Origin of the sequence: Paenibacillus sp. MB22_1 (assembly GCF_047200555.1) — a bacterium.
Lineage (GTDB): Bacteria > Bacillota > Bacilli > Paenibacillales > Paenibacillaceae > Fontibacillus > Fontibacillus phoenicis.
In genome coordinates this window covers 225970-250310 of the sequence record NZ_JBLADV010000002.1, presented here as the reverse complement: position 1 = coordinate 250310, position 24341 = coordinate 225970, and the positions used below count along the sequence as shown (strand labels likewise).

General features: G+C 53.3%; 30 protein-coding genes and 1 riboswitch. Of the genes, 25 read left to right on the top strand and 5 right to left on the bottom strand.

Features of this window, described 5'->3' with window-relative positions:
- Positions 1-351: 351 nt before the first annotated feature.
- Entirely contained in the window at positions 352-1650 is a 1299-nt protein-coding gene (locus ACL02P_RS12865; RefSeq protein ID WP_412837435.1) for a DUF2515 family protein, read from the bottom strand.
- A gap of 147 nt (positions 1651-1797) precedes the next feature.
- On the opposite strand from ACL02P_RS12865, the gene ACL02P_RS12860 reads away from it, so the two are divergent.
- The 8 genes from ACL02P_RS12860 to ACL02P_RS12825 all read left to right on the top strand — a co-directional run bounded on the left by ACL02P_RS12860 (position 1798) and on the right by ACL02P_RS12825 (position 10266).
- Positions 1798-2166: a thioredoxin family protein gene (locus ACL02P_RS12860; protein ID WP_260070548.1), complete on the top strand. Its 369-nt coding sequence runs from the start codon at positions 1798-1800 to the stop codon at positions 2164-2166.
- 148 nt (positions 2167-2314) lie between these two features.
- Entirely contained in the window at positions 2315-3310 is a 996-nt protein-coding gene (locus ACL02P_RS12855; RefSeq protein ID WP_323077663.1) for a heme A synthase, read from the top strand.
- Positions 3311-3484: 174 nt separating this feature from the next.
- Entirely contained in the window at positions 3485-5251 is a 1767-nt protein-coding gene (locus ACL02P_RS12850) for a UbiD family decarboxylase (protein WP_412837434.1), read from the top strand.
- A gap of 14 nt (positions 5252-5265) precedes the next feature.
- Positions 5266-5982 (top strand): Cthe_2314 family HEPN domain-containing protein, encoded by a 717-nt coding sequence (locus ACL02P_RS12845; RefSeq protein ID WP_009224767.1) that lies wholly within the window; start codon positions 5266-5268, stop codon positions 5980-5982.
- 127 nt (positions 5983-6109) lie between these two features.
- Positions 6110-6267: riboswitch (SAM riboswitch) on the top strand.
- A gap of 202 nt (positions 6268-6469) precedes the next feature.
- The gene (locus ACL02P_RS12840; protein WP_009224768.1) at positions 6470-7483 is read left to right on the top strand and encodes a methionine ABC transporter ATP-binding protein; all 1014 of its coding nucleotides are present in this window, start codon (positions 6470-6472) and stop codon (positions 7481-7483) included.
- Positions 7483-8151 carry a methionine ABC transporter permease gene (locus ACL02P_RS12835; protein WP_009224769.1) on the top strand — a complete coding sequence of 223 codons (669 nt, stop codon included), beginning with the start codon at positions 7483-7485 and terminating at the stop codon, positions 8149-8151. Before ACL02P_RS12840 ends, ACL02P_RS12835 begins: the two co-directional genes overlap by 1 nt.
- Positions 8152-8211: 60 nt before the next feature.
- The gene (locus ACL02P_RS12830) at positions 8212-9093 is read left to right on the top strand and encodes a MetQ/NlpA family ABC transporter substrate-binding protein (protein ID WP_009224770.1); all 882 of its coding nucleotides are present in this window, start codon (positions 8212-8214) and stop codon (positions 9091-9093) included.
- Positions 9094-9492: 399 nt separating this feature from the next.
- A complete protein-coding gene (locus tag ACL02P_RS12825; RefSeq protein WP_009224771.1) occupies positions 9493-10266 on the top strand; it encodes an SDR family oxidoreductase in 774 nt (257 codons plus the stop codon).
- A gap of 105 nt (positions 10267-10371) precedes the next feature.
- Here the strand turns inward: ACL02P_RS12825 and ACL02P_RS12820 are convergent, their stop codons facing one another.
- Positions 10372-10617 (bottom strand): NifU family protein, encoded by a 246-nt coding sequence (locus tag ACL02P_RS12820; protein WP_009224772.1) that lies wholly within the window; start codon positions 10615-10617, stop codon positions 10372-10374.
- Positions 10618-10695: 78 nt separating this feature from the next.
- Here ACL02P_RS12820 and ACL02P_RS12815 point away from each other — a divergent pair, with 78 nt between their 5' ends.
- Complete coding sequence (locus ACL02P_RS12815) at positions 10696-10929, top strand: YuzB family protein (RefSeq protein WP_323077661.1); 234 nt, start codon at positions 10696-10698, stop codon at positions 10927-10929.
- A 22-nt stretch (positions 10930-10951) separates the two neighbouring features.
- On the opposite strand, the gene mqnE is transcribed toward ACL02P_RS12815, so the two are convergent.
- Positions 10952-12058 (bottom strand): aminofutalosine synthase MqnE, encoded by a 1107-nt coding sequence (gene mqnE / locus ACL02P_RS12810; protein WP_412837433.1) that lies wholly within the window; start codon positions 12056-12058, stop codon positions 10952-10954.
- Between the two features lie 196 nt (positions 12059-12254).
- Here mqnE and ACL02P_RS12805 point away from each other — a divergent pair, with 196 nt between their 5' ends.
- The 4 genes from ACL02P_RS12805 to ACL02P_RS12790 all read left to right on the top strand — a co-directional run bounded on the left by ACL02P_RS12805 (position 12255) and on the right by ACL02P_RS12790 (position 15714).
- Positions 12255-12611, top strand: coding sequence for a HesB/IscA family protein (locus ACL02P_RS12805; protein ID WP_009224775.1), 357 nt, complete (start codon positions 12255-12257; stop codon positions 12609-12611).
- Positions 12612-12847: 236 nt separating this feature from the next.
- A complete protein-coding gene (locus ACL02P_RS12800) occupies positions 12848-13882 on the top strand; it encodes a tyrosine-type recombinase/integrase (RefSeq protein ID WP_412837432.1) in 1035 nt (344 codons plus the stop codon).
- Positions 13883-13896: 14 nt separating this feature from the next.
- On the top strand, positions 13897-14685 hold the full coding sequence (locus ACL02P_RS12795; protein ID WP_412837431.1) for a helix-turn-helix domain-containing protein: 789 nt from the start codon (positions 13897-13899) through the stop codon (positions 14683-14685).
- Positions 14686-15507: 822 nt separating this feature from the next.
- The gene (locus tag ACL02P_RS12790; protein WP_412837430.1) at positions 15508-15714 is read left to right on the top strand and encodes a hypothetical protein; all 207 of its coding nucleotides are present in this window, start codon (positions 15508-15510) and stop codon (positions 15712-15714) included.
- Positions 15715-15758: 44 nt separating this feature from the next.
- Here ACL02P_RS12790 and ACL02P_RS12785 read toward each other — a convergent pair whose 3' ends face one another.
- Both ACL02P_RS12785 and ACL02P_RS12780 read right to left on the bottom strand, forming a co-directional pair.
- A complete protein-coding gene (locus ACL02P_RS12785; protein ID WP_412838242.1) occupies positions 15759-16217 on the bottom strand; it encodes a DUF3102 domain-containing protein in 459 nt (152 codons plus the stop codon).
- A gap of 200 nt (positions 16218-16417) precedes the next feature.
- A complete protein-coding gene (locus tag ACL02P_RS12780; RefSeq protein WP_412837429.1) occupies positions 16418-16621 on the bottom strand; it encodes a helix-turn-helix domain-containing protein in 204 nt (67 codons plus the stop codon).
- A 169-nt stretch (positions 16622-16790) separates the two neighbouring features.
- On the opposite strand from ACL02P_RS12780, the gene ACL02P_RS12775 reads away from it, so the two are divergent.
- From ACL02P_RS12775 to ACL02P_RS12720, 12 genes are all read left to right on the top strand, one after another.
- Entirely contained in the window at positions 16791-17471 is a 681-nt protein-coding gene (locus ACL02P_RS12775) for a hypothetical protein (RefSeq protein WP_412837428.1), read from the top strand.
- Positions 17461-17658, top strand: coding sequence for a hypothetical protein (locus tag ACL02P_RS12770; RefSeq protein ID WP_412837427.1), 198 nt, complete (start codon positions 17461-17463; stop codon positions 17656-17658). Before ACL02P_RS12775 ends, ACL02P_RS12770 begins: the two co-directional genes overlap by 11 nt.
- On the top strand, positions 17648-18154 hold the full coding sequence (locus tag ACL02P_RS12765; protein ID WP_412837426.1) for a hypothetical protein: 507 nt from the start codon (positions 17648-17650) through the stop codon (positions 18152-18154). Before ACL02P_RS12770 ends, ACL02P_RS12765 begins: the two co-directional genes overlap by 11 nt.
- A gap of 689 nt (positions 18155-18843) precedes the next feature.
- On the top strand, positions 18844-19200 hold the full coding sequence (locus tag ACL02P_RS12760; protein ID WP_412837425.1) for a hypothetical protein: 357 nt from the start codon (positions 18844-18846) through the stop codon (positions 19198-19200).
- 75 nt (positions 19201-19275) lie between these two features.
- Complete coding sequence (locus tag ACL02P_RS12755) at positions 19276-19536, top strand: helix-turn-helix domain-containing protein (RefSeq protein WP_412837424.1); 261 nt, start codon at positions 19276-19278, stop codon at positions 19534-19536.
- A 20-nt stretch (positions 19537-19556) separates the two neighbouring features.
- A complete protein-coding gene (locus tag ACL02P_RS12750; RefSeq protein WP_412837423.1) occupies positions 19557-20042 on the top strand; it encodes a hypothetical protein in 486 nt (161 codons plus the stop codon).
- 470 nt (positions 20043-20512) lie between these two features.
- Positions 20513-20791, top strand: coding sequence for a helix-turn-helix domain-containing protein (locus ACL02P_RS12745; protein WP_412837422.1), 279 nt, complete (start codon positions 20513-20515; stop codon positions 20789-20791).
- Positions 20792-21224: 433 nt separating this feature from the next.
- Positions 21225-22202, top strand: coding sequence for a hypothetical protein (locus ACL02P_RS12740; RefSeq protein WP_412837421.1), 978 nt, complete (start codon positions 21225-21227; stop codon positions 22200-22202).
- Positions 22203-22288: 86 nt separating this feature from the next.
- Positions 22289-22666, top strand: a complete 378-nt coding sequence (locus ACL02P_RS12735; protein WP_412837420.1) for a hypothetical protein — start codon at positions 22289-22291, stop codon at positions 22664-22666.
- A gap of 675 nt (positions 22667-23341) precedes the next feature.
- Positions 23342-23710 (top strand): hypothetical protein, encoded by a 369-nt coding sequence (locus tag ACL02P_RS12730; protein WP_412837419.1) that lies wholly within the window; start codon positions 23342-23344, stop codon positions 23708-23710.
- Between the two features lies 1 nt (position 23711).
- Positions 23712-24041: a cold-shock protein gene (locus ACL02P_RS12725; protein WP_412837418.1), complete on the top strand. Its 330-nt coding sequence runs from the start codon at positions 23712-23714 to the stop codon at positions 24039-24041.
- Positions 24038-24328 carry a hypothetical protein gene (locus tag ACL02P_RS12720; RefSeq protein WP_412837417.1) on the top strand — a complete coding sequence of 97 codons (291 nt, stop codon included), beginning with the start codon at positions 24038-24040 and terminating at the stop codon, positions 24326-24328. The genes ACL02P_RS12725 and ACL02P_RS12720 overlap by 4 nt, the downstream gene beginning before the upstream one ends.
- Positions 24329-24341 lie beyond the last annotated feature (13 nt).

The following is a 24341-nucleotide window of genomic DNA, read 5'->3' as shown; positions in this document are numbered from 1 at the left end:
TGGCTCAGGAAAGCTAGAAGTGCGAGGGGATGCCACACGCGGTTGCAGAGGGGCGGGCGGTAGGTTGATGGGTAAAGCTCGGCTAACTAAGGTATCCTGCGTGAGCGCTTTTGCATGATTATCCCTTTGGTTAAGGAAAGGTGGAAGGTACGAGGGGATGCCTCATGTGGTTGCAGTGGGGTGAGCGGCAGGGCGTTGGGTAAAATGTATATTCACTTGTGTTGCTTTTGAGTTACCTGATCATACGGGATAATGGTGAAAAAGAGCTGGCAAGGGAGGTCCCTCGGGGGGAGGAGGGTAGACGAAGACGGGAGCGGGGGTGACGTTCAACTCAACCTCAACCCCGGTCAGTCAATGCTCCTCCACCGCATCGTGCACAAATGCGGTGGTGAGGATGCCGTTCCTGTGCGAGCGGCTGATGTCGCACAGGAACGGCGCCTTTGGCGCGCTGATGTCGTCCAGCGCGCGGGTGTCTTTGAGCCAGTCCTCCCTAGAGATTGGCTCGTAGGCGGTGTCGCCCCAAGCGCTCAGCAGCTTGGGGCTGTAGAGACGCTGGCCCGGCGGCAGCGTCTCCTGGGCGAGAAGCTCTGACCCCTGCACTTTGGCGGTCAGAGCTTCTTCCAAATTGGCCGTGAACAGTTCCGGCCAATAATCGGCCCGCGAGCCGCTGTGCGGCACGCTCGCGGCGAAGCGCTCCGCGCCGCTGCGCACGGCGCGGTAGCCCATCAGCATCGCGTACAGGCTCTTGCCTAACGCGATGCGGGCCTGCAGGCTGCCGAAGTCGGAGACGGTGCGCCCCGCAAGGCGGCGCATTTTACCCCCGGCAGCCCCGTCCACTCCCGCCGCTTCGCTCAGCGGGAACACCACCTGGTTTAATCCAGCCAGGCTGAACAGGCGGAAGTTCATTTTTTCCGTGACATGCTTCTGGAAGTAAGGATGGCGCACCACGCGTTTCTCAATATAATTCTGCTCGTTGATGATGAGTCCGACGGTCAGCAAGGCGCTGCCGCGGTCGATCCAAAACCGCTCCCAAAACGGCCGCATAAAACGGGAAACGTGAAAATACGGCAGCAAGTGGAACCGGCTGGCTCCGAACTCCCGGCTAATCATGTACAGTCTAAGCTGCGGATAAGCGTCCTGAAAAATCAGGGCGTTGCAACGTTCCAGAAACCGATACGTGAGCCGTTTCTCTTCGGCATCAATCACATCAGCCATTCGGCTGCTGTGCAGGTCTGTCATGTTCCAGCCGGCGTTTCGCGAGACCATATGCGCGAGGAAAGCCCAGTGCAGCTCCGGGCAAGCTTGATAGCAGGCGAGATAAGCCGCCGTCCGGCTGATGTTGTTCGCACCGGCCAAACGGGTTTCCTCAGCGATTGCTTCGGCCAACTGCAAATCCTCGGCGCTGTAATCTTCACCTGCTGACGCCGTCCGAGCGGCCGCAGTGCGCCGCAGCAACTCCTCGATCTCGCTGATGACCGTACGGGCGGCCGCTTCGTTCCAGCCCAAATCAACCGTCTCTTTCCGCAATTCAGAAGAATCGGAAAGCACGGCGGTTTTGTTTTTGAGCATGGTTGAGATTGCGGCGGGCAGGCTGGACATCCATCTTCTCAGGTTGACAGCCTTCCCATTGTCTTGGCGGTGGTCCCCCATGGATTCCGCCTCCCTTCTACCTTAGATCGAGCGTCCGAATATTTGGCGGCCGGCTAGGCATAATACGATCTAGTATGTCCAAAAAGATTGACTTCCACTCCCGCTTCTGGTTGACTAGAAGTATCCTGATGAAAGGAAGGATCATCCATGAAAAAAATTACGTCCCCCGCGGAATTTCAAGTCAGCATTCAATCCAGCAACTTAATCGTAGCGGTCTTTAAAGCCGACTGGTGCTCGGATTGTAAATTCATAGATCCGTTTATGCCTGAGGTTGAGGCGAAATACGAAGGTCGACTGACGTTGATTGAGGTCGATGTGGACCAAGTTGGCGAGGTCAGCCAGGAGCAAAACATTCTCGGTATCCCCAGCTTTGTCGCCTATACCGACGGCCGCGAGCTGGTTCGGTTCGTGAACAAACTCCGCAAATCCCGTGAGGAAATTGAGGATTTCCTGAACAAGGCGTTGGATGTGTATCATACGCTCCATGACACGCCGGAAACCCGGGATACGTTATAATCCAAAAATCAAACGCCATTATATTCATCACACCGCCGCAGGGAAATCCCTTGCGGCGGTGTCGATTTTTCAACATTTTCTATGAAAGTGGTTACTTGATCGGTTATAATGAAAAGGATTAGCGATTAACTTAAAGGTGTGAACCGTTTTGCATACGAAATCTTTAAAATGGCTCAGTTACGCCTCTTGTTTTGTCATGTTCCTGGCGACGCTTGGGGGCAGCGTTGTGACCAAAACGGAATCAGGACTCGGCTGCGGCAATGATTGGCCGCTCTGTCACGGGAAGTTTGTCCCGGCTCATACGCTCGCTTCCATGATCGAATATTCTCACCGGGCAGTCAGCGGGGCGGCCGGTTTGTTTTCTTTGGCGGCGTTTGTCGCGTTTTGGATGTATCGGAAGAACCGCAAGGATCTGCAGTTGTATTCCTTGATGGCCTTAGTTTTTGTCATGGTGCAGGCCGTGATGGGAGCGATGGCGGTCATTTACCCGACGTCGTCCGCCGTTATGGCGCTGCATTTCGGGTTCTCGTTGATCGCATTCGCCAGCTCGATCATGCTGGTTCTAGGCGTTCGCGAGGAAGAACGCGGACAAGCTGACCGCAGCGCGGGGCGCCGTCCGCAGGACCCTATGCGCCCATCTGGCTCGGCAGCCCGCGTGTCTAAAGCGTTCCGCAATCTGACCTGGTTTGCGACGGGCTATACGTATATCGTCGTTTATCTCGGTGCCTATGTCAGCCATACGGACTCGGCGGGCGGATGCAGCGGCTGGCCGCTATGTAACGGTCAGCTCATTCCCGGATTATCCGGCGGAGAAGGGATCGCCTTTATTCACCGGGTTGCGGCCGCTCTGTTGCTGGTCGTGATCGCAACGGTTGGCCATTTTGCCTTCCGCAAGCATCCGGAACTGCCGGACATCCGCAAGCTGGGCGTTGCTGCAACGGTGCTGGTGATCGTTCAAGTGTTGACCGGGGCGACCATCGCGCTGACGTTAAACAATTACCACGTTTATCTCTTCGCTTCGCTGGCCCATATTATCGTGTTGGCCTCCTTGTTTGGGGTCTTGTGCTATTTAAGCGTCCGAACCTGGCAGTTGAGCCGAACAGCCAAGGAGGCACAGGCTGCGCCGGCTGACAAAGCCGTTTAACTGGCACTTCTTGACGTCCGGCTTCGGCGTGACTTCCGCGATTACGTCGGGATTGTCATGAATCTGTAGAATGACAGGGCCTCCCGAGGAGTGTGAGGTAAGGTATACTTTTGTCTATAGTGTAAAGTGATGCAACGATCGGGTGATGACCCGGTCTTTTAGGAGGATCAGGAGATGAGCTACAAGAACCTGCGTCAATGGATCGATGCACTGCAAAAAGAAAACGACCTGGCGATCATCGATGTGCCGGTTGATCCTTACCTGGAGTTGGCCGAAATTCACCGGCGGGTCATTGACGACGGCGGCCCGGCTTTGCTGTTTACCAATGTCAAAGGTACGCCTTTCCCCGTGGCAACGAATCTGTTCGGAACGCCTCGCCGGGTGGAGATGGCCTTTGGTCCCCGGCCTGAACAGCTTGCTAACCAACTGGTTGACGCGATACATAAACTGCTGCCGCCGACACCTAAAGCGATTTGGAATGAGCGCGGGCTAATCCGCGACGTACTGAAGGTCGGCATGAGAACGGTATCCAAAAAAGACGCCCCCATTCTGGACGTCTGCCGAACGGAAGCGCCGCTGAAGGACCTGCCGAAGGTGACCAGCTGGCAGAAGGACGGTGGCCCGTTTATTACACTGCCGCTTGTATATACGGAAAATCCGCTGCAGCCAAAAGAAAACAATCTGGGGATGTACCGGATCCAATTGTATGATGACCAAACTACCGGCGTGCACTGGCAAATCCAAAAAGGCGGAGGGTTCCACTACCATGAGGCGGAGAAACGCGGCGAGCCGTTGCCGGTATCCGTGTTCCTGGGCGGACCTCCAGCCATGATCGCCTCGGCGATCTCGCCGGTGCCTGAGCATCTGTCCGAGCTGCTGGTCGCTTCCTTCATTCTCGGCGAGAAGCTGCCGATGGCTGAAAACCCGCTGGGCGGCCACCGCATTCCGGCCGAATCGGAATTCGCCATCTTTGGGCTGGTGCCTCCGCATGAACGCCGACTCGAAGGTCCCTTCGGCGACCACTTTGGATATTATTCCTTGCAGCATGAATTCCCGGTGCTGCACGTCGGACATATGTGGCATCGGAAGGATGCTATCTACCCGGCGACGATCGTCGGTAAACCGCGTCAGGAGGATTATTATCTAGGCGATTTCCTGCAAAAGCTGCTGTCGCCAGCCTTCCCGATCGTAATGCCGAATGTGCGCTCGCTATGGACGTATGCGGAGAGCGGGTTCCATGCGCTGAGCTCGGCGGTCGTCCGTGAGAGCTATTCCCGCGAAGCGCTGGTGTCCGCCTTCCGCATTCTGGGTGAAGGCCAGCTCTCGCTGACCAAATTCCTCATGCTGACGGACAAGCTGATTGATCTCGCAGATTTCCGTCTGCTGCTGAAGACGGTGCTGGAACGTTTTGATCCGCGCACGGATCTGTTCATTCTAAACAACACCTCGCATGATACGCTGGATTATACCGGCCATAAGCTGAACCACGGCAGTAAGGCGATTCTGATCGGCGTAGGCGAGCCGATGCGCGAGCTGCCCCGGGCGTACGAAGAAGGTGAAATCGCGGAAATCGATGCGATCCAAGTTTTTCATGACGGATGTCTTGTCGTTTCTGGTGCATCCTATGAGGACGAGCCGGAGCTTGCTGAGCGTCTGCTGGGCCGTCTTCGCGAACGCGGGACCGCTTGGCCGCTTGTGGTATTGGTGGATAACGCCGAAGCGGCGGCCCATGATCAAACGGCGTTCCTGTGGACGGTGTTTACGCGGTTTAATCCGGCCGGCGACATTTACGCGGCTTCCGAGGTGCGTCAGCATCATCTGTCCTACAGTTTGCCGCTGGTCATTGATGCCCGCATGAAGCCGGGTTATCCGGATGAGCTGTTCCCGCAAGAGGATATCGTGTCCTTGGTGGATCAGCGTTGGAAATCCTACTTTCTGTGAAAAGGGGAATGCCTATGCTGCGAAGCTTGCTTGGGGAGCCGCCTCGCCAAAACGAGGGGCGGTTGGCCGAAACGATCAGCGCGATGACGCAGACCGTGAGGCTGCTGCAGAAGGAAATCAAGGAGCATCAAGACCCTACGCATGATTTCCGCAAGCTGGAGATTTGGGTGCACGGCTTGATCACTTCGTTGGATGAGCTCGAACAATGCTTATATGCCGCCACCTTTTTTCGCAAAAAGGTACATACCGAATTCGTTGAAGACATGGATCCGGTTGAACGGGCGGATTATGCAAGATATGTGTATTTTTACAAGGACGGATTCATTCGCGTGTTCTCGGCGCTGGACAAGCTCGGGACGGTGCTCAATGAACTGTTTGATTTGAACACATCGAAGGTGAAGTCGCGTTTCTCTTATTTTACCGTGCTGCGCCAATTTGCTGCTTTGAAGACTCACACCGAGCTGGGGAACCGGTTGAACGCGATTAAAGAGACGTACCGGGAAGCGCTGGGCGTGTTGCGGCGCCGGAGAAATACGGAGATTCACTACATGAACTCGGAGATGAAGGACGACTTGTGGCAACGGCATCAAGCGTTGTTCGGAAAGGTCGCTCTGGAGGACTTGGATCAGCATATCCGTGAGCTTGAGCAGGGATACCAAATGGTTTGCGAAACCTATTTCACGGTTTTTGACTACATCAATCATAGATGGAAAAAAATTACGGCGATCTAACCCGATCGCCATTCTTATTTTTCCTCTTTACAAAACGAACAAAACTCATTATACTCATCAATAGTTTTACATGACAGGTTAACAACGATGTAATCTCGCAAATGACTCTTTTAATTTCATATTTTATTTCTTATCGAGAGAGGCGGAGGGAAAGGCCCGATGAAGCCCAGCAACCGATTCGCCCGTGAAATGATTTGCAGGATGTAGCGCACTCGTCACGGCGGAATGTCATGGTGCTAATTCCTTCAAAACCGATGTGATTTACTCGGTTTTGGCAGATGAGAAGGCATTGTCTTTACGTAAAGAGAGCCCTTTGAATCTGTTAGGGCTCTTTTTCTTTAAGATATCAGAAAGTATAAACTTCGGGGCATTGGCATCCTGATATCGCAAGACAAACTTCCGCTAAACGCGGTCTGTCTACTTTGAATGTACGTCGATAGACGTTTTTCTTATATTTACATCATGCTAGGAACAGGAGGTTAGCCGATTGATTGAACTTAAGGGCATTACGAAAATCTATCGCACCAAAAAAACGGCGACCCCCGCACTGTCCGGATTAAATCTGAGCGTTCGCAAAGGGGAAATCTTCGGCGTCATCGGTCATTCCGGTGCCGGCAAGAGCACGTTGATCCGCTGCATCAATTTGCTGGAGCGCCCGACCGAAGGTGAGGTGTGGGTCGGCGGGGTTGAGCTGACGAAGCTCGGTAAGCGTGAGCTGCAGCAGCAGCGCCGCAAGATCGGCATGATTTTTCAACATTTCAACCTGCTGTCATCGGCTACCGTTTATGATAATATCGCATTTCCGCTGACGCTGATCGGAACGCCGAAGGCGGCCATCGCGGAGAAGGTCAATGAGCTGCTGGCTCTCGTCGGCTTGGAGGAGCATCGTCACAAGTATCCGGCGCAGCTCTCCGGTGGTCAGAAGCAGCGCGTCGGCATCGCCCGGGCCTTGGCCAGCGAACCGGATGTGCTGCTGTGCGACGAGGCCACTTCGGCGCTGGATCCACAGACGACGGATTCCATCCTGAAGCTGCTGCTGGACATCAACAAGCGGTTCCAGCTGACGATCCTGCTGATTACGCACGAGATGCATGTCATCCAAAGCATCTGCGACCGTGTGGCGGTTATTCACCAAGGAGGCATCGTGGAAGAGGGGCCGGTGACGGAGGTGTTCCTGAAGCCGAAACATCCGGTGACCCGGGAGTTTATCCACCGGGAGTCAGGGGACGAAGGCTTGAAGCTGGCGACTTCGGTTCCGCATCCTGCGTGGGCGAAGCTGGTGAAAATCACGTTCCTGGGAGCGAAAACCTACGAATCGGTGTTGTCCCAGGTCGTTCGGGAAACCGGCGTCAACTTTGCCATCCTGCAAGGCACGATCTCAGCGATTAAGGATATCCCGTACGGTCAACTGACCGTATCGTTTGAAGGCGAAGATGACCAGGTGGAGCGCACGCTGTCGCTCCTGCGGGAACGCGACCTTGACGTGGAGGTGATCGAATAATGCGTGGATTGGATCTCGGAACCATCGATTGGGCAGAGATGGGTGTGGCCACGCTGGACACCCTAAAGATGATGGGTTTTGCAACCTTGTTTACTTTCTTGATCGGGCTTCCGCTCGGGGTGTTGCTGTACACCTTCTCGCGTTCTCAATCCTTGGTATTAGGATGGGTTTACCGGATAATTTCGCTAATTGTTAACATCCTTCGCTCGGTTCCGTTCATTATCTTGATCGTTGCGTTAATTCCGGTTACGCGGGCGATCATGGGCGTATCCACCGGTGTGGAGGGGACGATTCCGCCGCTGGTGATCGGAGCAGCCCCGTTCTTCGCCCGGTTGGTGGAAACGGCGCTGCGCGAGGTGGATCGCGGAGTGATCGAAGCTTCCCAAGCGATGGGCGCTTCCTCGTTCCAGATCATTCGCAAGGTGCTGCTGCCGGAATCGCTGCCCGGCCTGATCGCGGGCATGACGATTACCGTAGTCACGCTGGTGTCCTATACCGCCATGTCGGGCATGGTCGGCGGCGGTGGTCTCGGCGACCTGGCGATCCGTTACGGGTATTACCGGTACGAGACGGGAATCATGATCGTTTCGGTGATTTTTATGGTCATTCTGGTGCAGGTGCTGCAAATGCTGGGTGACCGCTTGGTGATTTATTTTACGCGGAAATAAGGAAACTTAAATATATAGAAGCATCCTTATTCAAAAAACCTTTAAGGGGGAGAACCTGCAATGAAAAAATGGACTTTATCTTTGTTAACGCTCGTATTGGTACTGGTACTGGCTGCTTGCGGCAGCAATAACGCCGCCAATAACGGGGCAGCAGGTAACACGGCAGGCGAAACGTCGGCAGCTGAAGGGAACGCCGCAGATACGGGGAACCAAACCGCAGCCGAGCCAGTGAAGCTGGTTGTAGGTGCGACCGTGCCTCATGCGGACATCTTGAAATTTATTGCACCGAAGCTGAAGGAAGAAGGCGTTGAGCTGGAAGTTAAAGAATTCACCGATTATGTGCAACCCAACGTACAGCTGTATGAAAAAGAGTTGGATGCGAACTACTTCCAACATCAGCCTTACCTGGACGAACAAAATGCCCAAAACGGCTTTGATCTCGTTCCGGTTGTAGGGGTTCACGTTGAACCGTTTGGCGCTTACTCCAACAAATACAAATCCGCTGACGAGCTTCCGGACGGTGCTACAATCGCGATCCCGAACGACCCAACCAACGGCGGCCGCGCGTTGCTGTTGCTGCAGAAGCAAGGGTTGATCAAACTGAAGGATGACGCTGGAATCACAGCAACGGCTAAAGACATCGTAGAAAATCCGAAAAACCTGAAATTCAAAGAAACGGATGCAGCTATGCTGCCTCGTCTGCTGCCTGAAGTGGATCTGGCGCTGATCAATACGAACTTCGCGCTGGAAGCGAAGCTGAATCCGACGAAGGATGCTTTGTTCATCGAGGATAAAGATTCGCCATACACGAACCTTCTGGTAGCTCGCCCGGACAATAAAGATTCCGAAGCGATCCAGAAGCTGGCGAAGGCGCTGACTTCCGACGAAGTCCGCACGTTCATCAACGACACCTATGATGGTGCTTTGGTACCGGTATTCTAAGTAGCAAGAAGCAGAAATGTCCCGTTGCGTGTGCAGCGGGATTTTTTTGTTTTCCTGCCAGTTTGAAGCGTCCATTGCATCTCAACTGTAAAACTGCAGTTCATTTTCGGCAAATCGCCCGATTTATGGCCTGTGAAATGTAAAAGTGCATTCGATTGGAGGCAATTTGGCCCCAAAAGACGCTTCTGACGGGAAATCAACTGTACTTTTGCATTTGAAAGCTTAATGTCAGGGCATTTTGGTGAAAATCAACTGCACTTTTGCATTTAAAGAGCGCTGTTTCGTCGTGGAGCATGGGGGGAGCGCAAAAGAACGGGATAGAACGCCGCGGCGGTTTGTGGGAATCCTTTAAATCTTTTATACTTAAAGGAACAGCACCTGGGAGGAGGAGAAGGAACGTTGCATGGCAAAGTTGCCTTAATTACCGGGAGCGCCAAAGGCCTCGGGAAGAAAACAGCGCTGACGCTGGCAGAACAAGGCTGCCATATCGCGCTGAATTACGTACATAGCAAAGCGGAAGCGCTCTCCCTCCAATCGGACATCGAGCGCCTGGGCGTCCGCTGCATCGCAGTGCAAGCCGACGTTTCGCGCCGGGAGCAAATCGAGGACCTGGCCCGTCAAGTGAACGAGCAGCTCGGCACGATTGACATCCTGGTCAACAACGCCGGACCGTTTATCCGCGAACGCAAGCTGTTTGCCGACTACAGCCAGAGTGAAGTGCTGGCCATGATCGAAGGGAATTTGGTGGGCAGTCTGCTGCTGGATCATCTTGTGCTGCCGGGGATGCGGGAGAAACGATGGGGGCGGATCATCCATTTTGGATTTGGTCATGCCGCTGAATCGCGCGCCTGGCCGCATCGGGCGGTCTATGCCGCAGCCAAAACCGGGCTGGTGTCCTTTACGAAGACGCTGGCCGTCGAGGAAGCCCCATACGGCATCACCGTCAATATGGTTTGCCCCGGCGACATTCGCGGGAGTCAGAAAGAGATGTCGATACATGAAGTTCGGGGGCTCCGCGATGGGGAGACGCCGCTGGGGCGTCCCGGAAGCGGGGAGGATATCGCCCGCGTCATTGCGTTTTTGTGCCATTCGGACTCGGATTTCATCACTGGCAATATCATGGACATCTCCGGCGGACTCGACCCGATCCGTCCGTGGATCAAGCCTTCTTAAGCGGGTCTGTCAGACCCAACAAAAAAACCCGGCCTTCCGACATCTTGCCGGAGCCGGGTTTGTTTAAACCCTCCTGCTGAAGAGCGATCATTCATGGATTGCGAATTAAAATACTTGTACGACCTCTTCTACGCCTTCCACTTCTTCAAACAGAGCGCGTTCGATCCCTGCTTTGAGGGTGATCGTGGAGCTTGGGCAGCTGCCGCAGGCACCCATCAATTTCAGTTTCACGATGCCGTCTTCTACGTCGACGAGTTCGACGTCGCCACCGTCACGTTGCAGGAAAGGCCGCAGTTTGTCCAATACTTCCAATACTTCATCATACAATTTATCTTGTACGTTTTCACTCATTGTTTTCAACTCCTTTCTTGCCTTATTATATTACAAAAAGTCAAAAATTTAAATGCTTCTTCATGGGGAGGACGGAAGATGAAACCGATCCTTGAATATTGTACGAATAATGCCAGTTTAGGTACGGACGAAGCGATTTGGAAAGTGAAGGAGCAAGTCGATTGCGATATCTATGAATACGGCTGCCTCACCGCTTGCGGCACGTGTTATTTGTTTCCGTACGTGCTGGTTGACGGCGAGCAGGTGGAGGGGGAAGATGCCGACCAGTTAGCCGAACGAATCCTGCAAAAAATTAGGGAGACCCATCCGTAACGAAAGGTTCCCCCTGACGAAATTATTCGTAGACCCGAAGCTCGTTGTAGAACGTATCCCGTTCAACCGGAATGCGCCCGGCCCCTTTGACGAGCCAGATCAGCTCTTTTAACGTCAATCCTTCCGGGGTTTGCGCGCCTGCCGCATGGCTGATTTGCTCCTTCAGGATCGTGCCGTGTACGTCCGAGGCCCCAAAGGTTAAGGCCACCTGCGTCAGCTGGACGCCGATATTGATAAAGTAAGCTTTGATGTGCTGAATGTTATCCAGCATCAAGCGGCTGATCGCGATCGTCTTGAGGTCCTCGAAGGCCGAATTGCGGCGCATGATGCTGGCGTTCTTGTTTCGCGGCTGCATGGACAACGGGATAAACACCTGGAACCCGCCGGTTTCGTCCTGCAGATCGCGGATCTGCATCATATGGCGGATGCGATCCTCATAGGATTCGATAGAGCCGTAGAGCATCGTGGTTGGGGTCTTCATTCCCAGCCGGTGCGCCGTCCGATGGACGTCCAGATATTGGTCGACGTTGGCTTTCTCGACCTTCATCTTTTCCCGATATTGGTCGGACAAGATTTCCGCGCCGCCGCCGGTTAAGGATTCGAGGCCGGCTTCCTGCAGTCGCATCAGCACTTCCTTCGTGCTCAGGCCGCTGAGCCGGGTGAAGAATTCGATCTCCGCCGCCGTATACGCCTTGATGGTCACATGCGGGAAATTCTCTTTCAGCGCTTTGAGCGAGTCCACGTAATATTGGAACGGTACGTGGTTGTTGTGCCCGCCTACGATATGGAACTCACGGACGCCCGGAGTGATGTGCTGCTTCACGTAAGCGACCATTTCCTCCCCGGAAAGCGTATAAGCCCCTTCTTCTCCTTGATCCTTGCGGAAGCTGCAAAACGCACAATGAGATTCGCAGACGTTCGTGAAGTAGAGGCTCATATTTTCGATAAAATATACCTTTTTCCCGTTCTTACGCAGGTTAACTTCATTCGCTAATTGCCCGATCGTCAATATATCATTGCTTTCATATAGATAGACACCGTCTTCGAGGTTGAGACGTTCGCCTTGGCGGACTTTGTCCACAATTTCGGCCATTCTCTTGTCGGTGTTTGGGGTGACTACAGTGAACATGACGTTCCCTCCGTTTCCAATTACATGAAATGCCTCGTATCCTAACAGTATGAATTACCTACCTAATTATAAACCTCACATTCCAAGCGGGCAATAAGCCTAGGGCGAAGATTAAAGATTGGCAACTAGAAAAATCACAGTTGTTGAGCGATTGGAGGAGAAGGAGTATAATTTTTCGTAAAGGAGTGAGTGCATAATGATTAATATCAGCGACAGCGCCCTGGCGCGGATTAAAGATATGATAGCCCAAGAAGAAACACCCAATATGTTCCTGCGTGTCGGAGTGAATCCCGGCGGCTGCAGCGGCTTCTCCTACGGGATGGGCCTTGATGATCAGGAGAGCGAACAGGATGTCTATATGGACATCAAGGGGCTGAAGGTCGTCGTAGATAAGGACAGCATCCGTTATCTGAACGGCCTGGAGATCGACTTCAAGGAATCCGGCTTGAGCGGCGGCTTCACCATCCACAACCCGAACGCCATCGCCACCTGCGGATGCGGTCAATCGTTCCGCTTTAAGGACGAGGAAGGTGCGCCGCAACCTTGCGATTGATAAACGCAGTAACGACGCGGGTTCTCCGGTTTCATATTCCGTCGATCTGAACGGAAGCCGATACGGAAGCCCAAGCGCGAACGAACGTTTGGGGATGCGGATAACGGCGGAAATTTGAGCGTTAACAATCCCGAATAGTGTACGTTAACAACCCTAAAATACGCGTTTCAGGGTTGAGGATCACGGCCTCTTTTACGTATAATCTCGCGATTATATCGTATTGGAGGTCGTTTTTTATGGCACTCAAAAAACGGGAACGGCGCGTACCTAACGGGGCTCGTACGCTGCACGAATATCCGCGGATTAAACTGGACCAGGCGATTGACTTTGTAATAAGCGCGAAGAAAGCGGAGGGTTTGCGCGAAAGGACACTCACAGATTACGCGAAGCATTATGGCTACTTCGTCGATTGGTTGCGGGAGGCGCACGCTGACGTTGAATACGTGGACGAGGTTACTACGCAGATGGTTCGCGACCATATTTCGTATTTGAAATACGATCGGACGCGGTATGAGGGGCACAAGTACATACCGACGAAGGAGCAGCGCGTCGGACTATCGGACACAACTGTCAATATACGGCTGCGGACGCTTAAAGCGATATTTAACCAGTTGGAGCGTGACGATTTGATCGAAGTTAACCCGTTCGCGAAGGTGAAGCTGTTGCGCCAGGACGTGGATCTTACGAACTGTCTGACGGACGACGAAGTTAAGGCGATCCTAGCGCAGCCGAACCGCCGCGATTTCGTGGGATTTCGCGATTACGTGGGGATCGTGACGCTTTTAGATAGCGGTCTCCGGATTTCGGAGTTGCTCAAACTTCGCGCCGGCGACATCGATTTTCCGACGCGGTTTATCGTACTGCCCGGTGAAATGAACAAAAACCGGAAGCCGCGCATGGTCCCGATATCCGCACACACCGCGAAGCTCCTCCTGCAGCTTATTGAAGAAAACCGTAAGTTCTTTTCGACGGATCGCCTTTTTATGTCCTCGTTTGGGGAGCCGATCTCTCCGAACCATTTCAATAAACGGCTGAAATATTACGGGGAAAAAGCGGGAGTGGCTGGCAAGAAGATGACCGCGCACGTCTACCGTCACACTTGGGCCCGCGCGATGGTCCTAAACGGTGCTGATCCGTTTACGATTCAGAAAATGGGCGGTTGGGCCGACATGCGTACGATGCGGCGATACGTGCAGATGGATACGGACGACTTGCGCAAGAGTCATGATGAATTTTCGCCAACGAATCGGTTTATTAAGAAGCGGAATTAGGAGGGCGTGCGCTAATGTCGACGACAAATAAAGGCGGTATTGTCCGCGTATCCAAGCGCGACTCCTCATATGCGATCATTGACCCGTATTTTCTATCGGACGAACGCCTTACATGGAAAGCGAAGGGGCTGCTCGGCTATTTATTGTCTAAGCCGTCTAACTGGCGCGTTTATGTATCAGACCTCATCAGACGTTCAAAAGACGGAAAAGACGCGGTATATTCGGCGTTGCGCGAGTTAGAAGCCGCCGGGTACATTGAGCGCCGCCAAACGCGCGATCCCGAAACGCAGCGCATTACCGGTTACGAGACGGTGGTATTCGAGCGCCCGGTTGAACCGTTAGACGAAACGGAAGGGCCGGAACCAGACGCGGCTTCTCCATACGCGGAAAATCCGGATATGGAAAATCCAATTACGGAGAATCCGCCCCTAGTAATTAATGATTTAAATAATAATGACTTAAAAAATGACTGTATGTATGACGGGCGCGACGAATCCGACCCGTTTATGTCCGCGCTTCACCGCCGCCTATCCGCGATCCCGCTAAACGATACTCACGCAGTCGGCGACTTTTACTTCGCGGACATCTACGCGGCCCTTCTGCGCCATTTTCCCGGTCGCCTCGATCCGGAAGTAATCGACCTGGCCGCGGAGCGATACGTCATGACTGCGATAGATATGCGGACAGGCTTGCCGCGGATCGACGTAATTAATCCGGTAGGCTTGTTTGTTGACGCTTATAAAACGGCCCTGGCGCAGTATAAGGCGCTCCGGTACAAGCGCAGGCGGGCGGCGGCTCAGTGAATACATATACCGCACTCTTTCCGCTCATTTACCGCGAAATTAGCCGCTCTAGCCGCGTCTGAATACTAGCGGTAGGGCAGGCGTATCTAAGCGCTAATTTCACGTAAAAGGCGCGGGGATGGTGCGACGTCGTCCGTTCTTGGACATGCGTTGCGATTTCTTGCCACGTGGCAAGATTTTCACCGCCTCTAAATTCCACGACGTCGTGGATTCTCCATAAGTTTCCGTAAAGTGCGCGGAGTCCTGCGTGTAACCACGTGGAGACATCGGTTCCGAGCGGATGTCTTGTCGATAAGACGTTTGTAACGACGTCGTTACGTCCATACCTCGCTACATCGGAACATCGGGGTTCCCATTGACCGCGGAATCAAATCGGGACGACAATGTAACTCGCGTGTTACGTTGGTGCCACGGGGCACCGACCTCACCAAACTGTCCGTAAGCGCGCGGAGTCTAGCATGTTCGAACGTTCTAACGTTCCGACGTCAGGCCCTGCGATCTCCACACATTTGAGTGTACGCACGCTGGCGAGCGCCTAGGGTATTTACAATACATATACCCTTTTCATCATATTCGAGCGCCCCGGCAACATCGACACCGACAAAGTGGGGCTTCCGATTAATAGGGAACGAAACTCGGGTTTCTCTCCGGGTTTTCGTTGTACGTGCGCAAGCCGAGATCCCACCGTTGGTAAGGATACGGTAAGTTACCGCCCTCTCCGAGATGTTCCCACGTGTACGAAATTGCACTTAAAAGGTTTATTTATCCCCTTTAGGGGACCGCGCAGGAATCTTTAATAGTCCGAAGGGAGCGAAATAAACGATGAAGATCGACTGGAAACGTAAATTATCTTCGCGCAAATTCTGGGCGCTGCTGGCCGCACTCGCTACGTCAATTCTGGCGGCGGCTGGCGCGGGTGAGTCCGTAACGATGCAGGTGACCGGCGTCATTGGCGCGGTGGGTGCGTGTGTTGCGTATATGCTGGCGGAAAGTTACGCGGACGGGAACGGAAATAAAACGGAGGAATAACGTAAAAGGGGCGTGAGCCGACGGAGTTGCGCCCCATTTTTGCGTCAAATTACCGCCCTGACCCCGTTACCCCTCCGATAACACTCCGCGCAGGTGAAGGCCGCTGATTTCGCGTAAAATCCACGGAAAACGCGCGGTAAATGTGCGCGTGCCTCCGCCTTCTCTCGCGCTTCCCTCTCCCGCTCACATCGTTCGCGTTCTTCTTTAAGTGCCGCCTTAACTTCGCGCAGCTCGCGCACGGTCATTTCGTCGACTGTTTTGGTCGCGCCTGTTGACGGGATCGTGTGCGGGCGTTCGCGTTCTTCGGGCGGTAGCGTTGCGATTTCGTAGAGGGCGGAAATTCCAATTTGACTCGACGTCGAGTCGTCTCCGCCCAACTCATCGAATACTACGATGAATTTATCCGCTGTTTTTCTATCCATTCCGATAGATTCCGAGCACCAACGCGACCACTGACCGTGAACCAAATCGTTCTCCTTGACGTGTTTCAACCGCCGCCCAATTTCGAAAATCGCTTCGCCGGCGACGCGCTTGTAGGCGTTGATTTCGGCGGTGATTGTGGGAAGGTCGGAACACGAACAGTATTCGGGTTTGGGGCGTCGCGAAAACGAAAAAAAAAAGACCGCGGACTCAACGGTCGGCGGCCGGGATGTACGTTTTGCATATTAAGTAGGTTTATTTATTCACAGTATGTGAAATGGTGTTACTTCTCGATGTATTCAATCAGTTCCCCTGGTGTTACCTTCAGTCCTTTACATAGAGCATCCAAAGTAGGAAAGTCGATCCGCGCATTGGCGTTTGTAGCCAGCGCTTTAATAGTGTTTCGGCTTATCTTTGTAATTTCGACTACATCTTTTTGAGTTAACCCTTTGGCCTCCATAATTTTATCCAACGAAAAGCGTATCATAAAAATTCCTCCAAAATAAACAAGTAAACTAGTTGACAAGCAGACTAGTTGCGTTTAAACTAGTAAACAAGATAACAAGTCAACTAGCTGACATGTTACCAAGTCTACTTTTAATACGGTTATCATACCAAAAAGTTTCATTCTTATCAAATTAGGAGGTTATTACGCTATGACCAAAGCAATTATTACCCCGACCGTTACTCTCGGATATTACCGTAACGCGCGCACGCACCTTATCGAAATCACACTCGGTCAAGGTCGCGCGGCCAAACGTACCACCGTACACTCAACGCTATTCATCGCGATATTTCCGGACGTAGACCGGCGCTGGACCGGCGGCACGATCGACGCAAACCCTTCGCAACTCTACGCGCTCGGCCTCGGCCCCAAACCGCGCAAAGAGATGACGGTCAAGCTCGCCGACATGCCGTACCAAGTGCGCTATGTCTACGCGCCACAAATCGACCGCTATATTGCGCGCCTGCTTGGGACGCGCCAAGAGATATCGTCTAATCCGCGGCACTTCCGACATGTAACCGGCGTATCATCCCGCGCGGCTCTTGGTTCCGTATCGTTAACGGCGGACCAGGCGCGCGCCCTCGGCTTTATTATCGCGGAAGAGGAGGTGGCGGCAGATGAAATATCGGAACACCGCTATATCTGCGTTCTCGACCGCGACGGCTGGCGGATCACCGTCAACGTATTTACCCCGCGGCCGGTTACGAAAGACGAGTTACGCGGCCTTGCGATTGATCGCGCAATTGAGCACTTAGCGCTAACTGGTATTGACGCGCAGCCTGACGAGTTTGAGCCGGTCGGATTTCGGGAGGTGACGCCGTATGTCGACTAAAACGACCGCCGATCGCATCACATATTTTACGCGCAAAGCTAATCAATACGGGGCGCGCCGTTATGACTACCTCCGGTGGCGTACCGCTAAGAGGCCGCCAGCTGGGCGATTTAACCGCCTGATGGCGTACAAGGCGGCCGTGACTCGGTTGATTCTCGCGGAGAGGGGTGCGCGCCTTGACGTTTAGTGAGCTTTACGCGTCATTGTCCGATATCAAGCGCTGGCATCGGCGGTGTGTCGTATCCTCCGGGGCCGGTGACGTCTATGACGCTGACGCATCGTTTGATGACGCGGTGCTTCGGCTCGCGGCCCGGGATGACATAACGGACTTCCGGCGGCTGCTATATGTACATCTACGATACAAGCGGATTGAGCTATGGCGCAAAAATGCCCGCTGGCAAAGTCGCGTCTACTATCCGGAAGAATACGAGGAGTTCGGCGCGACCGCTGACCGTACCGAACCGGATCGGGCCGGGTTTATCCGCGAACTCCTCGATCGGAGTAACGAGCCGGTCGCAGCACTTATCACGGATATGGCGCTGAAAACCGACGGCGACGAATCAATCAGCGCGATAACCGGACGTGCCGGACTGCACCATAATACTGCGTTTCGAGCCCTCCGGCGACTTCGGCGGTATTACGACGCGGATAAGGACGGGGACTTAGCGGAGTATCTAGCGTAACGCGCTCTCCGATGATGCCGACCGCGCCAACGGTCGATAAGCGGAGGAGACGCGCGTTATATCCCGTACCTGCCGGCCGCCGACCGGTGGGATCGCCATGCGGGAGTTTTATCGTCGGACGGCGCCAAACGTTCGATGATCGGAACACTATTCCGGTCGGTTCTGCGCCAACAGTTCCGGCCGGATACACAATTTCCTGCGGTGGGAGATCGGAACACCGCGATTATCGCAAGCGGGCGGCCGGTCATTCGCGCGGTGAGGGATCGCGATAAGAAGAGCGGGAGGTGGGAGAACACGAGGTATACGGTGTTACCGATTAGTCAGCTTGCGATTTTCGACGCGGAGCCTGAATTGTTGGATACTGGATAGTTTTTACAGTCCATGTCACAGGTTACCGACACGGTGACCACCGACACGGTAAACGATGACACTAACTATAACCATGGTTTTAACAAGAACCACTATATAACAAGATAAAACATTACCGCTTCGGTTAAATTCGCTGTCGCGAACTAAACCTCGCGGAACAATTAATATCAAATACCTTTCTGCCGCGGATAAGAGATTGTAGTAATAAACATCTCTATGCGCGTAGATCAAGAAGTTAACTCGAAGAAGTATCTCAAGTAGTCACAACCGGGAGCCTGGCCGCACGCCGCCCCGCAAATATCAAACGGAGGTGCAGTCGCATGATTAACGTAAAAATGACGGAGGATTTTGTACTCACAACGGACGGAACGCAATTCATCGTAAAGGAGCGCAAGCTCGTCGACCCGACGCTAGCCCCGAACTGGAAGGCGCGGAAAGAGGCGAAGCCGGAACTCGATCCAACGCCGCGCGAAACGTGGGTCGACGCTGGATACTATGGGCTTACGCCCTCCGGACTCGTTGCCGCGCTCAATAGCGTGCGCATCAAAGCGGCCGCCCGCGGTAATGCTGAAACGCTCGAGCAGTTTATCGCGGAGTTGACGGCGCAGACGGTCGCTATTGTAGACGCGCTATCGTCGGGCGCGTTACGTGATTTTCGCGTGGAATTAGCGTCGTAAGGCGGAGCGGAGGGGAAACGGTAGGGCGGCGTTTAGTGGCGCTAATTTAACAGTAAAACGAAAGGAGAACGCATCATGACGATAACGCCGGAGACGTTACGGATTATCCGCCAAGTCTATCGGTTGACCTTGGAAGAAATGGCCGCGGTGCTCGATACCTCAACGGCCGGAGTTTGGCGGTTGGAACACGGTGAAAGGCCGATAACGGCGGACATCGCCGCGCTGATTAAGGCGGAGTTTGAACTGACGCCGGAGAAACTTGCGCGTGTCCTGGAAATTTACGAGGAAACAGGCGGTCGAGCGGCAAGGCGCGTTAGGGTAATGCGGCCGGCATAAAATACGAGGGAGGTGGCGAGTTGAAATTGCGAATACCAAAAGGGTACACACCGAGCACATACGAACAGCTCGCGGAATTAGCGGGCTTACCAGTGAGTGAGGCGCGGCGTTGCGCGGATGAAATGGCTGCGGCCGGCATAGTCAGCTTGATTAAACACGGCGACGACCCGCGCATTAAACGGTGCGAAGTCTGCGGTTATCCATTTCGCGATAAGACGCGACCAGGAAACGCGAAGGTCTGCGGCGATACTTGCAAGACAACGCGGAAAACGGTCCAACGGGCGGAGCAACGGAAGGTAAAGCCGGCGCGCGGGGTAACAGTCAAACCGAATAAGCAGATCCGCTACGTTTGGTGGCTGGAATATCCGTATTGGGTAACGGAGAAGTGGATGCTTAATCACGTCGGGAGCTACGAGCGGCCGCGTGATCCGGACAAGCTTGCGTATATAATAGCGGCGAAAGAGCGGGCGGAAAGGATGGGCGGGCGGAAAAAAGTTTCCGGGTGAGGTTGTATTCTGCTCATTTTGTTGACCTAGAAGATAAGGAAAGAATTTTTTGCGAACATGGTTGTTTTTTGCTCGAATATGTGCCTACTGTATATGAGGGAAGTTAGCTGGCGACATTTTTCTATATATGAGAGGTTGTTTTCTTTGAATTTTTGTATCTGGATATATGAAAGCCGCGGTCAAAAATTTCTACTAGAAGCACGATAAAAGTCCTGATTTCACGGGCAATAAGGGGAAGGTGCTTTTTTCGTTTATACGTATATTTTGTCCGGATATGTGTCTACTGTATATGTAAAAATAGTTTTTTTTCGCGCTCATACCTGCTTTTTGTGCCGTTAGCTGGCCTCGTATTACGAAGGGAACTATAAGCAAAACTGCAAACGTGCCGGATGCTCGGCGGTGCGGGAGCGGTTCTTTTTTATTTCACATAAAGGCAAGAAAATTTTATTAACAGGAAAGGAGAGAGAACAATGTTAAAAATCACGCGCAGTGAACTGTACAAGATCCGGAAAGCACTCGGCCTCACACTCGACGAAATGGGCGCGCTCATAAACGTATCTGGCCCGCAGCTACACTACATCGAAAGAGGAAACCGCAGATTGAAAACGGAGCATATCGCCTTATTAACGCGTGAACTCGATCTCACACCGGAGAGACTGGCGCGCCTACTAGCGGTCTATGATGCGGAAGAGTCTGCGGATACACTCAAGGAACGAGCGCGGCATAAACTCGCTAAGATTGCGCGGTAAAACGGAGTATTACGTATGTTCCCGTACGTCCATAATGGACGAGCGCGAACTACCTTTCGTCGCTACGCTCCTCACCACTGCGGCCAAAACCGGGCCTTGTGGGATTATTATATATCTTCTGCCGCGTCAGAGAAGTTGATGATCTTTATCCGCGGTAGAAATAGATATGGTGCCGAAGGTGCGAAGCAACAAGGCCGACGGGGCCGGTAGGCGACGGCGACACATCATTGAACAATCTCACGTTTACTCATGATGCGCATCAATGAAGTAGTTCATGATGGCGTGATAGTTTCTGTGCGCGTCGATGAAGAATCATAATAATAAAAAACAGATAATAAGCACAAGAAGTGGTCTAAATCAGCTTTATCCCTTATGGGACGGGCGATTCGATAGTTTTTTGTTTGACCCGAAAGGGAGAGGATTTTCTGAGAATATGACCCGAAAGGGAGAGGATTTTCTGAACGAACGATCTCGCCGCGAGCGACGCCTAGAAAGGCAGATTGCCCGCCGCATAGAAAAGCGCCACGGCCGCCGCATTAATGAGACTCTAAACGGTGGAGTGATCCGAAACGGCCGCGTTATTTCGCCTGATGGCGTCGACATGTCGCATCGGTTCGAGATTTTACCGGTTAGGCCGGAAAGTACAGTACGTTACGTTCGTAACCGCTCGGCAATCGAAGAGTTCTCCGCGGAAAATGGCGGCTATGTGTGGGGCCTGTTTAAGTCGAGCGTAACAATGGAGATACAGTGGTCGAAGCACGGTCTAACTCAGTCAGATTTTGCGCGCCTTATGTTTATCGGCACCTATGTTGACTATGACGGAGTTTTGCGGCATCCTAACGGCCGTCTGATCACGCGCGAATCTATGGCGGAGTTAATCGGAATACACCGGACTAAGTTCGACGAGTTCTTTTCAAAGCTGAAAGCTGTGCCTATCATCAAAGTCGCGGAAGATGGCGTTATTTATATGAGCTCGGACGTTTTCCAGCGCGGCAAAATTGCGAAAGGTGAATACGTCGATCGCATCCGGGTATATCGCGACACGGTGCGTAAACTGTACGAAAAGTACGGTAAAGGGCGTTCGGTCCGGCAGCTCGGAATTATTTATTCGGTTGTTCCTTTTGTTCATCGCAACTTAAATATCGTTTGCTACAATCCGCTAGAGAAACATGAAGATAACATACAGCCTATTACGCTAGACAAACTGGCGCTAATCCTTGGTTACCAGAACGCGACCAAGTTCAAAGCTGCGTTGCGAGCGATCGAAATTAATGGACAGCCGGTCTTTGCATTCGTAGAGGACATCCACGATGGCCGTAAGCGTCGTATTATCGTTAATCCTCGCGTTATTTTTGCAGGAAATTTTGAAGGATTGCAGGCATGTAGAGCACTTGTTGCGCTTTTTAATTAAGCCGAACGAGGCGGCATATCCTCGGGCAACACGCAGGGAAAAATCCAAAGGCAAAACTGCTAGGCCGCTGAATGGATGAGTAGTAGATGCAAGATAAGCACGTAACAATCGTTAAGTACGCTGAGGACAAACGCCCGCTCAAGATCGTGCCGTACATTGTGCGTAACGACGGCGACCGCGGAGTATTATGGGAGATTATACTCTTCGTCGAGGCGAACGCAAACGCCCCGCATCACCTCGCGAAAATGTCCGAACCGAAGTTTTACGCGTTAGTCGAGCGCCTATCAACGTTGGCCTGCCGCAAGTTCTCGCCGATGGCGCAATGGGGCGTCACCAAAGCGGAGATCCGCGGCATCGTCTTATTTACGCTAAAGGCCGCCATTGCTGCCGGGACCTGGCCGGAGTCTTACGAAGTTTCGCGGGATACGTTCGTGAGATTCGGAGGACGTTACCGCGATGAATAACCGAATTAAGACACTCGCGCGTAATCAGTGCGCTAACTTCTGCGGCACTAACGGTTGCCAACTCGAACCAAACGGACAACCGCGCTGCAACTTCTTCCGCGAGGACGAGCAAGCCCGACCGTATATCGAATCGGGTTCTTTGCGCTGCCTTTATTTTGAGCGCGCCGTATTGCCGACCGATCCCGCGCTATCGGACGCTTACTTTGCCGCGGATGCAGAGCCGGGCGACAAGTGCGCTGCGTGCGGATTACCATTCGCGCGTCGATCGAACAGGCAACGTTATTGTCCGACATGCGCGGAGGTACGGCGTAGGGATTGGGATCGAGCGCGGAAGGGACGCAAGACCGCCCTATAATTCCGCATTTAGACGCTTGAAATCCGCGTCAGATGTGGGTTTGTAGACACTAGATTAAGAGATAGGATGAATTACCCTAGCTTAAATCCTAAATGCGGAAATTGCAGAAAAGGGTACCGAATATGAGGGGAGGAACACGATTGGATGACCGACGGGAGGACGCGAAACGTTACTGTCCTTATTTTCGGGGCTCTGACGGATGCACTTGCGCGCTACTGGCGGCGATTAACAAGACAGACACACGTTGCAAGGTCTGGCGCGGTGCTGAGTCGATTCGCTGCCGATACTTGGATACGCAAATATGCCGGAGGTGACGCGGAATGACCGTAACAGTCTATCAGTACGTTTTTGTGGACCGCGATAAGACGCGCGTACACACGACGTTGGTAAACGATGCCGGCGCGGTGCTCAACCGGCGGATCGAAAATTACGCTGCTTATCCGCTCAAGCAAATTGCGGACGAGCACGCGAAGTACATGCTCCGCGTTCTAAAGCGCAGCCTTGCGCCGGATCGCGTTATCTACGACTGTAATATCCGGGGCCGCGTCGAATATACGGCTACGGAGAGCGGATTTAAAGGCGAGTTAACGTATCATCCGCGCATGGACAAGGCGGAGAACGTGCGTCTGCAGTGGGCGGACGATCCGGATGATTCCGAGCAAGATGAGGACGAGGAAGAGGAGGAGTAACATGCTATATCCAGTGGCTAAGACATGGGACGGACTTAACGGTGAGGAGATGGCGGAGGTATTTTCGCGAATCGGACCGAGCCTCGGCAAATCACCGGTCGCGCCGCCAAAAGAGAAACGCAAAAAAGCGGACACCAGCCGCAAGCGTGGCGTTGTCAAGTTCATCAACGCGCAAGAGGGTTACGGATTTATCTCTATTTTCGGCGCGGACGACTTGCATTTTAGCGTACCGGGCGGCGTGAAATTAATGCGCGGCGATCACGTAACGTTTGAGGTTGGCGAGGACGCACGCGGCAGGCTGACCGCTAAAGACGTGAGGTTGGCGCGATGATTACCGCGCGGGGATTAATCGGCGGGGACACCGGTGTTACGACGCGCCGGATCACGCCGCAACCAGCGAAACAACCGCAGCAGACGTTAACGGTGCGCCGCCGGGTAACAACGAGTCCGGGCGATATGTACGCGACGGTTACGTTTGAGGCGTTAGACCAGGCGGGAGCCGTTGTGCGCGCGGAGTCAATGCGGACCCGGCAACCGGTCATGTTGAGCGCAATTATACCGCGCCAGCAGGACTTTATCGACGGTTTGGCCGCGGAAGGTTACAAGGTAAAAAACTAATTTAAAGGGGAAT

Excerpts from the sequence above, each read along its gene's own strand:
- ACL02P_RS12865 (WP_412837435.1), bottom strand. The coding sequence starts at position 1,650 with ATGGGGGACCACCGCCAAGACAATGGGAAGGCTGTCAACCTGAGAAGA.
- ACL02P_RS12860 (WP_260070548.1), top strand. The coding sequence starts at position 1,798 with ATGAAAAAAATTACGTCCCCCGCGGAATTTCAAGTCAGCATTCAATCC.
- ACL02P_RS12850 (WP_412837434.1), top strand. The coding sequence starts at position 3,485 with ATGAGCTACAAGAACCTGCGTCAATGGATCGATGCACTGCAAAAAGAA.
- ACL02P_RS12845 (WP_009224767.1), top strand. The coding sequence starts at position 5,266 with ATGCTGCGAAGCTTGCTTGGGGAGCCGCCTCGCCAAAACGAGGGGCGG.
- ACL02P_RS12835 (WP_009224769.1), top strand. The coding sequence starts at position 7,483 with ATGCGTGGATTGGATCTCGGAACCATCGATTGGGCAGAGATGGGTGTG.
- ACL02P_RS12830 (WP_009224770.1), top strand. The coding sequence starts at position 8,212 with ATGAAAAAATGGACTTTATCTTTGTTAACGCTCGTATTGGTACTGGTA.
- ACL02P_RS12820 (WP_009224772.1), bottom strand. The coding sequence starts at position 10,617 with ATGAGTGAAAACGTACAAGATAAATTGTATGATGAAGTATTGGAAGTA.
- ACL02P_RS12815 (WP_323077661.1), top strand. The coding sequence starts at position 10,696 with ATGAAACCGATCCTTGAATATTGTACGAATAATGCCAGTTTAGGTACG.
- mqnE (WP_412837433.1), bottom strand. The coding sequence starts at position 12,058 with ATGTTCACTGTAGTCACCCCAAACACCGACAAGAGAATGGCCGAAATT.
- ACL02P_RS12805 (WP_009224775.1), top strand. The coding sequence starts at position 12,255 with ATGATTAATATCAGCGACAGCGCCCTGGCGCGGATTAAAGATATGATA.
- ACL02P_RS12800 (WP_412837432.1), top strand. The coding sequence starts at position 12,848 with ATGGCACTCAAAAAACGGGAACGGCGCGTACCTAACGGGGCTCGTACG.
- ACL02P_RS12795 (WP_412837431.1), top strand. The coding sequence starts at position 13,897 with ATGTCGACGACAAATAAAGGCGGTATTGTCCGCGTATCCAAGCGCGAC.
- ACL02P_RS12790 (WP_412837430.1), top strand. The coding sequence starts at position 15,508 with ATGAAGATCGACTGGAAACGTAAATTATCTTCGCGCAAATTCTGGGCG.
- ACL02P_RS12780 (WP_412837429.1), bottom strand. The coding sequence starts at position 16,621 with ATGATACGCTTTTCGTTGGATAAAATTATGGAGGCCAAAGGGTTAACT.
- ACL02P_RS12775 (WP_412837428.1), top strand. The coding sequence starts at position 16,791 with ATGACCAAAGCAATTATTACCCCGACCGTTACTCTCGGATATTACCGT.
- ACL02P_RS12770 (WP_412837427.1), top strand. The coding sequence starts at position 17,461 with ATGTCGACTAAAACGACCGCCGATCGCATCACATATTTTACGCGCAAA.
- ACL02P_RS12760 (WP_412837425.1), top strand. The coding sequence starts at position 18,844 with ATGATTAACGTAAAAATGACGGAGGATTTTGTACTCACAACGGACGGA.
- ACL02P_RS12755 (WP_412837424.1), top strand. The coding sequence starts at position 19,276 with ATGACGATAACGCCGGAGACGTTACGGATTATCCGCCAAGTCTATCGG.
- ACL02P_RS12745 (WP_412837422.1), top strand. The coding sequence starts at position 20,513 with ATGTTAAAAATCACGCGCAGTGAACTGTACAAGATCCGGAAAGCACTC.
- ACL02P_RS12740 (WP_412837421.1), top strand. The coding sequence starts at position 21,225 with ATGACCCGAAAGGGAGAGGATTTTCTGAACGAACGATCTCGCCGCGAG.
- ACL02P_RS12735 (WP_412837420.1), top strand. The coding sequence starts at position 22,289 with ATGCAAGATAAGCACGTAACAATCGTTAAGTACGCTGAGGACAAACGC.
- ACL02P_RS12730 (WP_412837419.1), top strand. The coding sequence starts at position 23,342 with ATGACCGTAACAGTCTATCAGTACGTTTTTGTGGACCGCGATAAGACG.
- ACL02P_RS12725 (WP_412837418.1), top strand. The coding sequence starts at position 23,712 with ATGCTATATCCAGTGGCTAAGACATGGGACGGACTTAACGGTGAGGAG.
- ACL02P_RS12720 (WP_412837417.1), top strand. The coding sequence starts at position 24,038 with ATGATTACCGCGCGGGGATTAATCGGCGGGGACACCGGTGTTACGACG.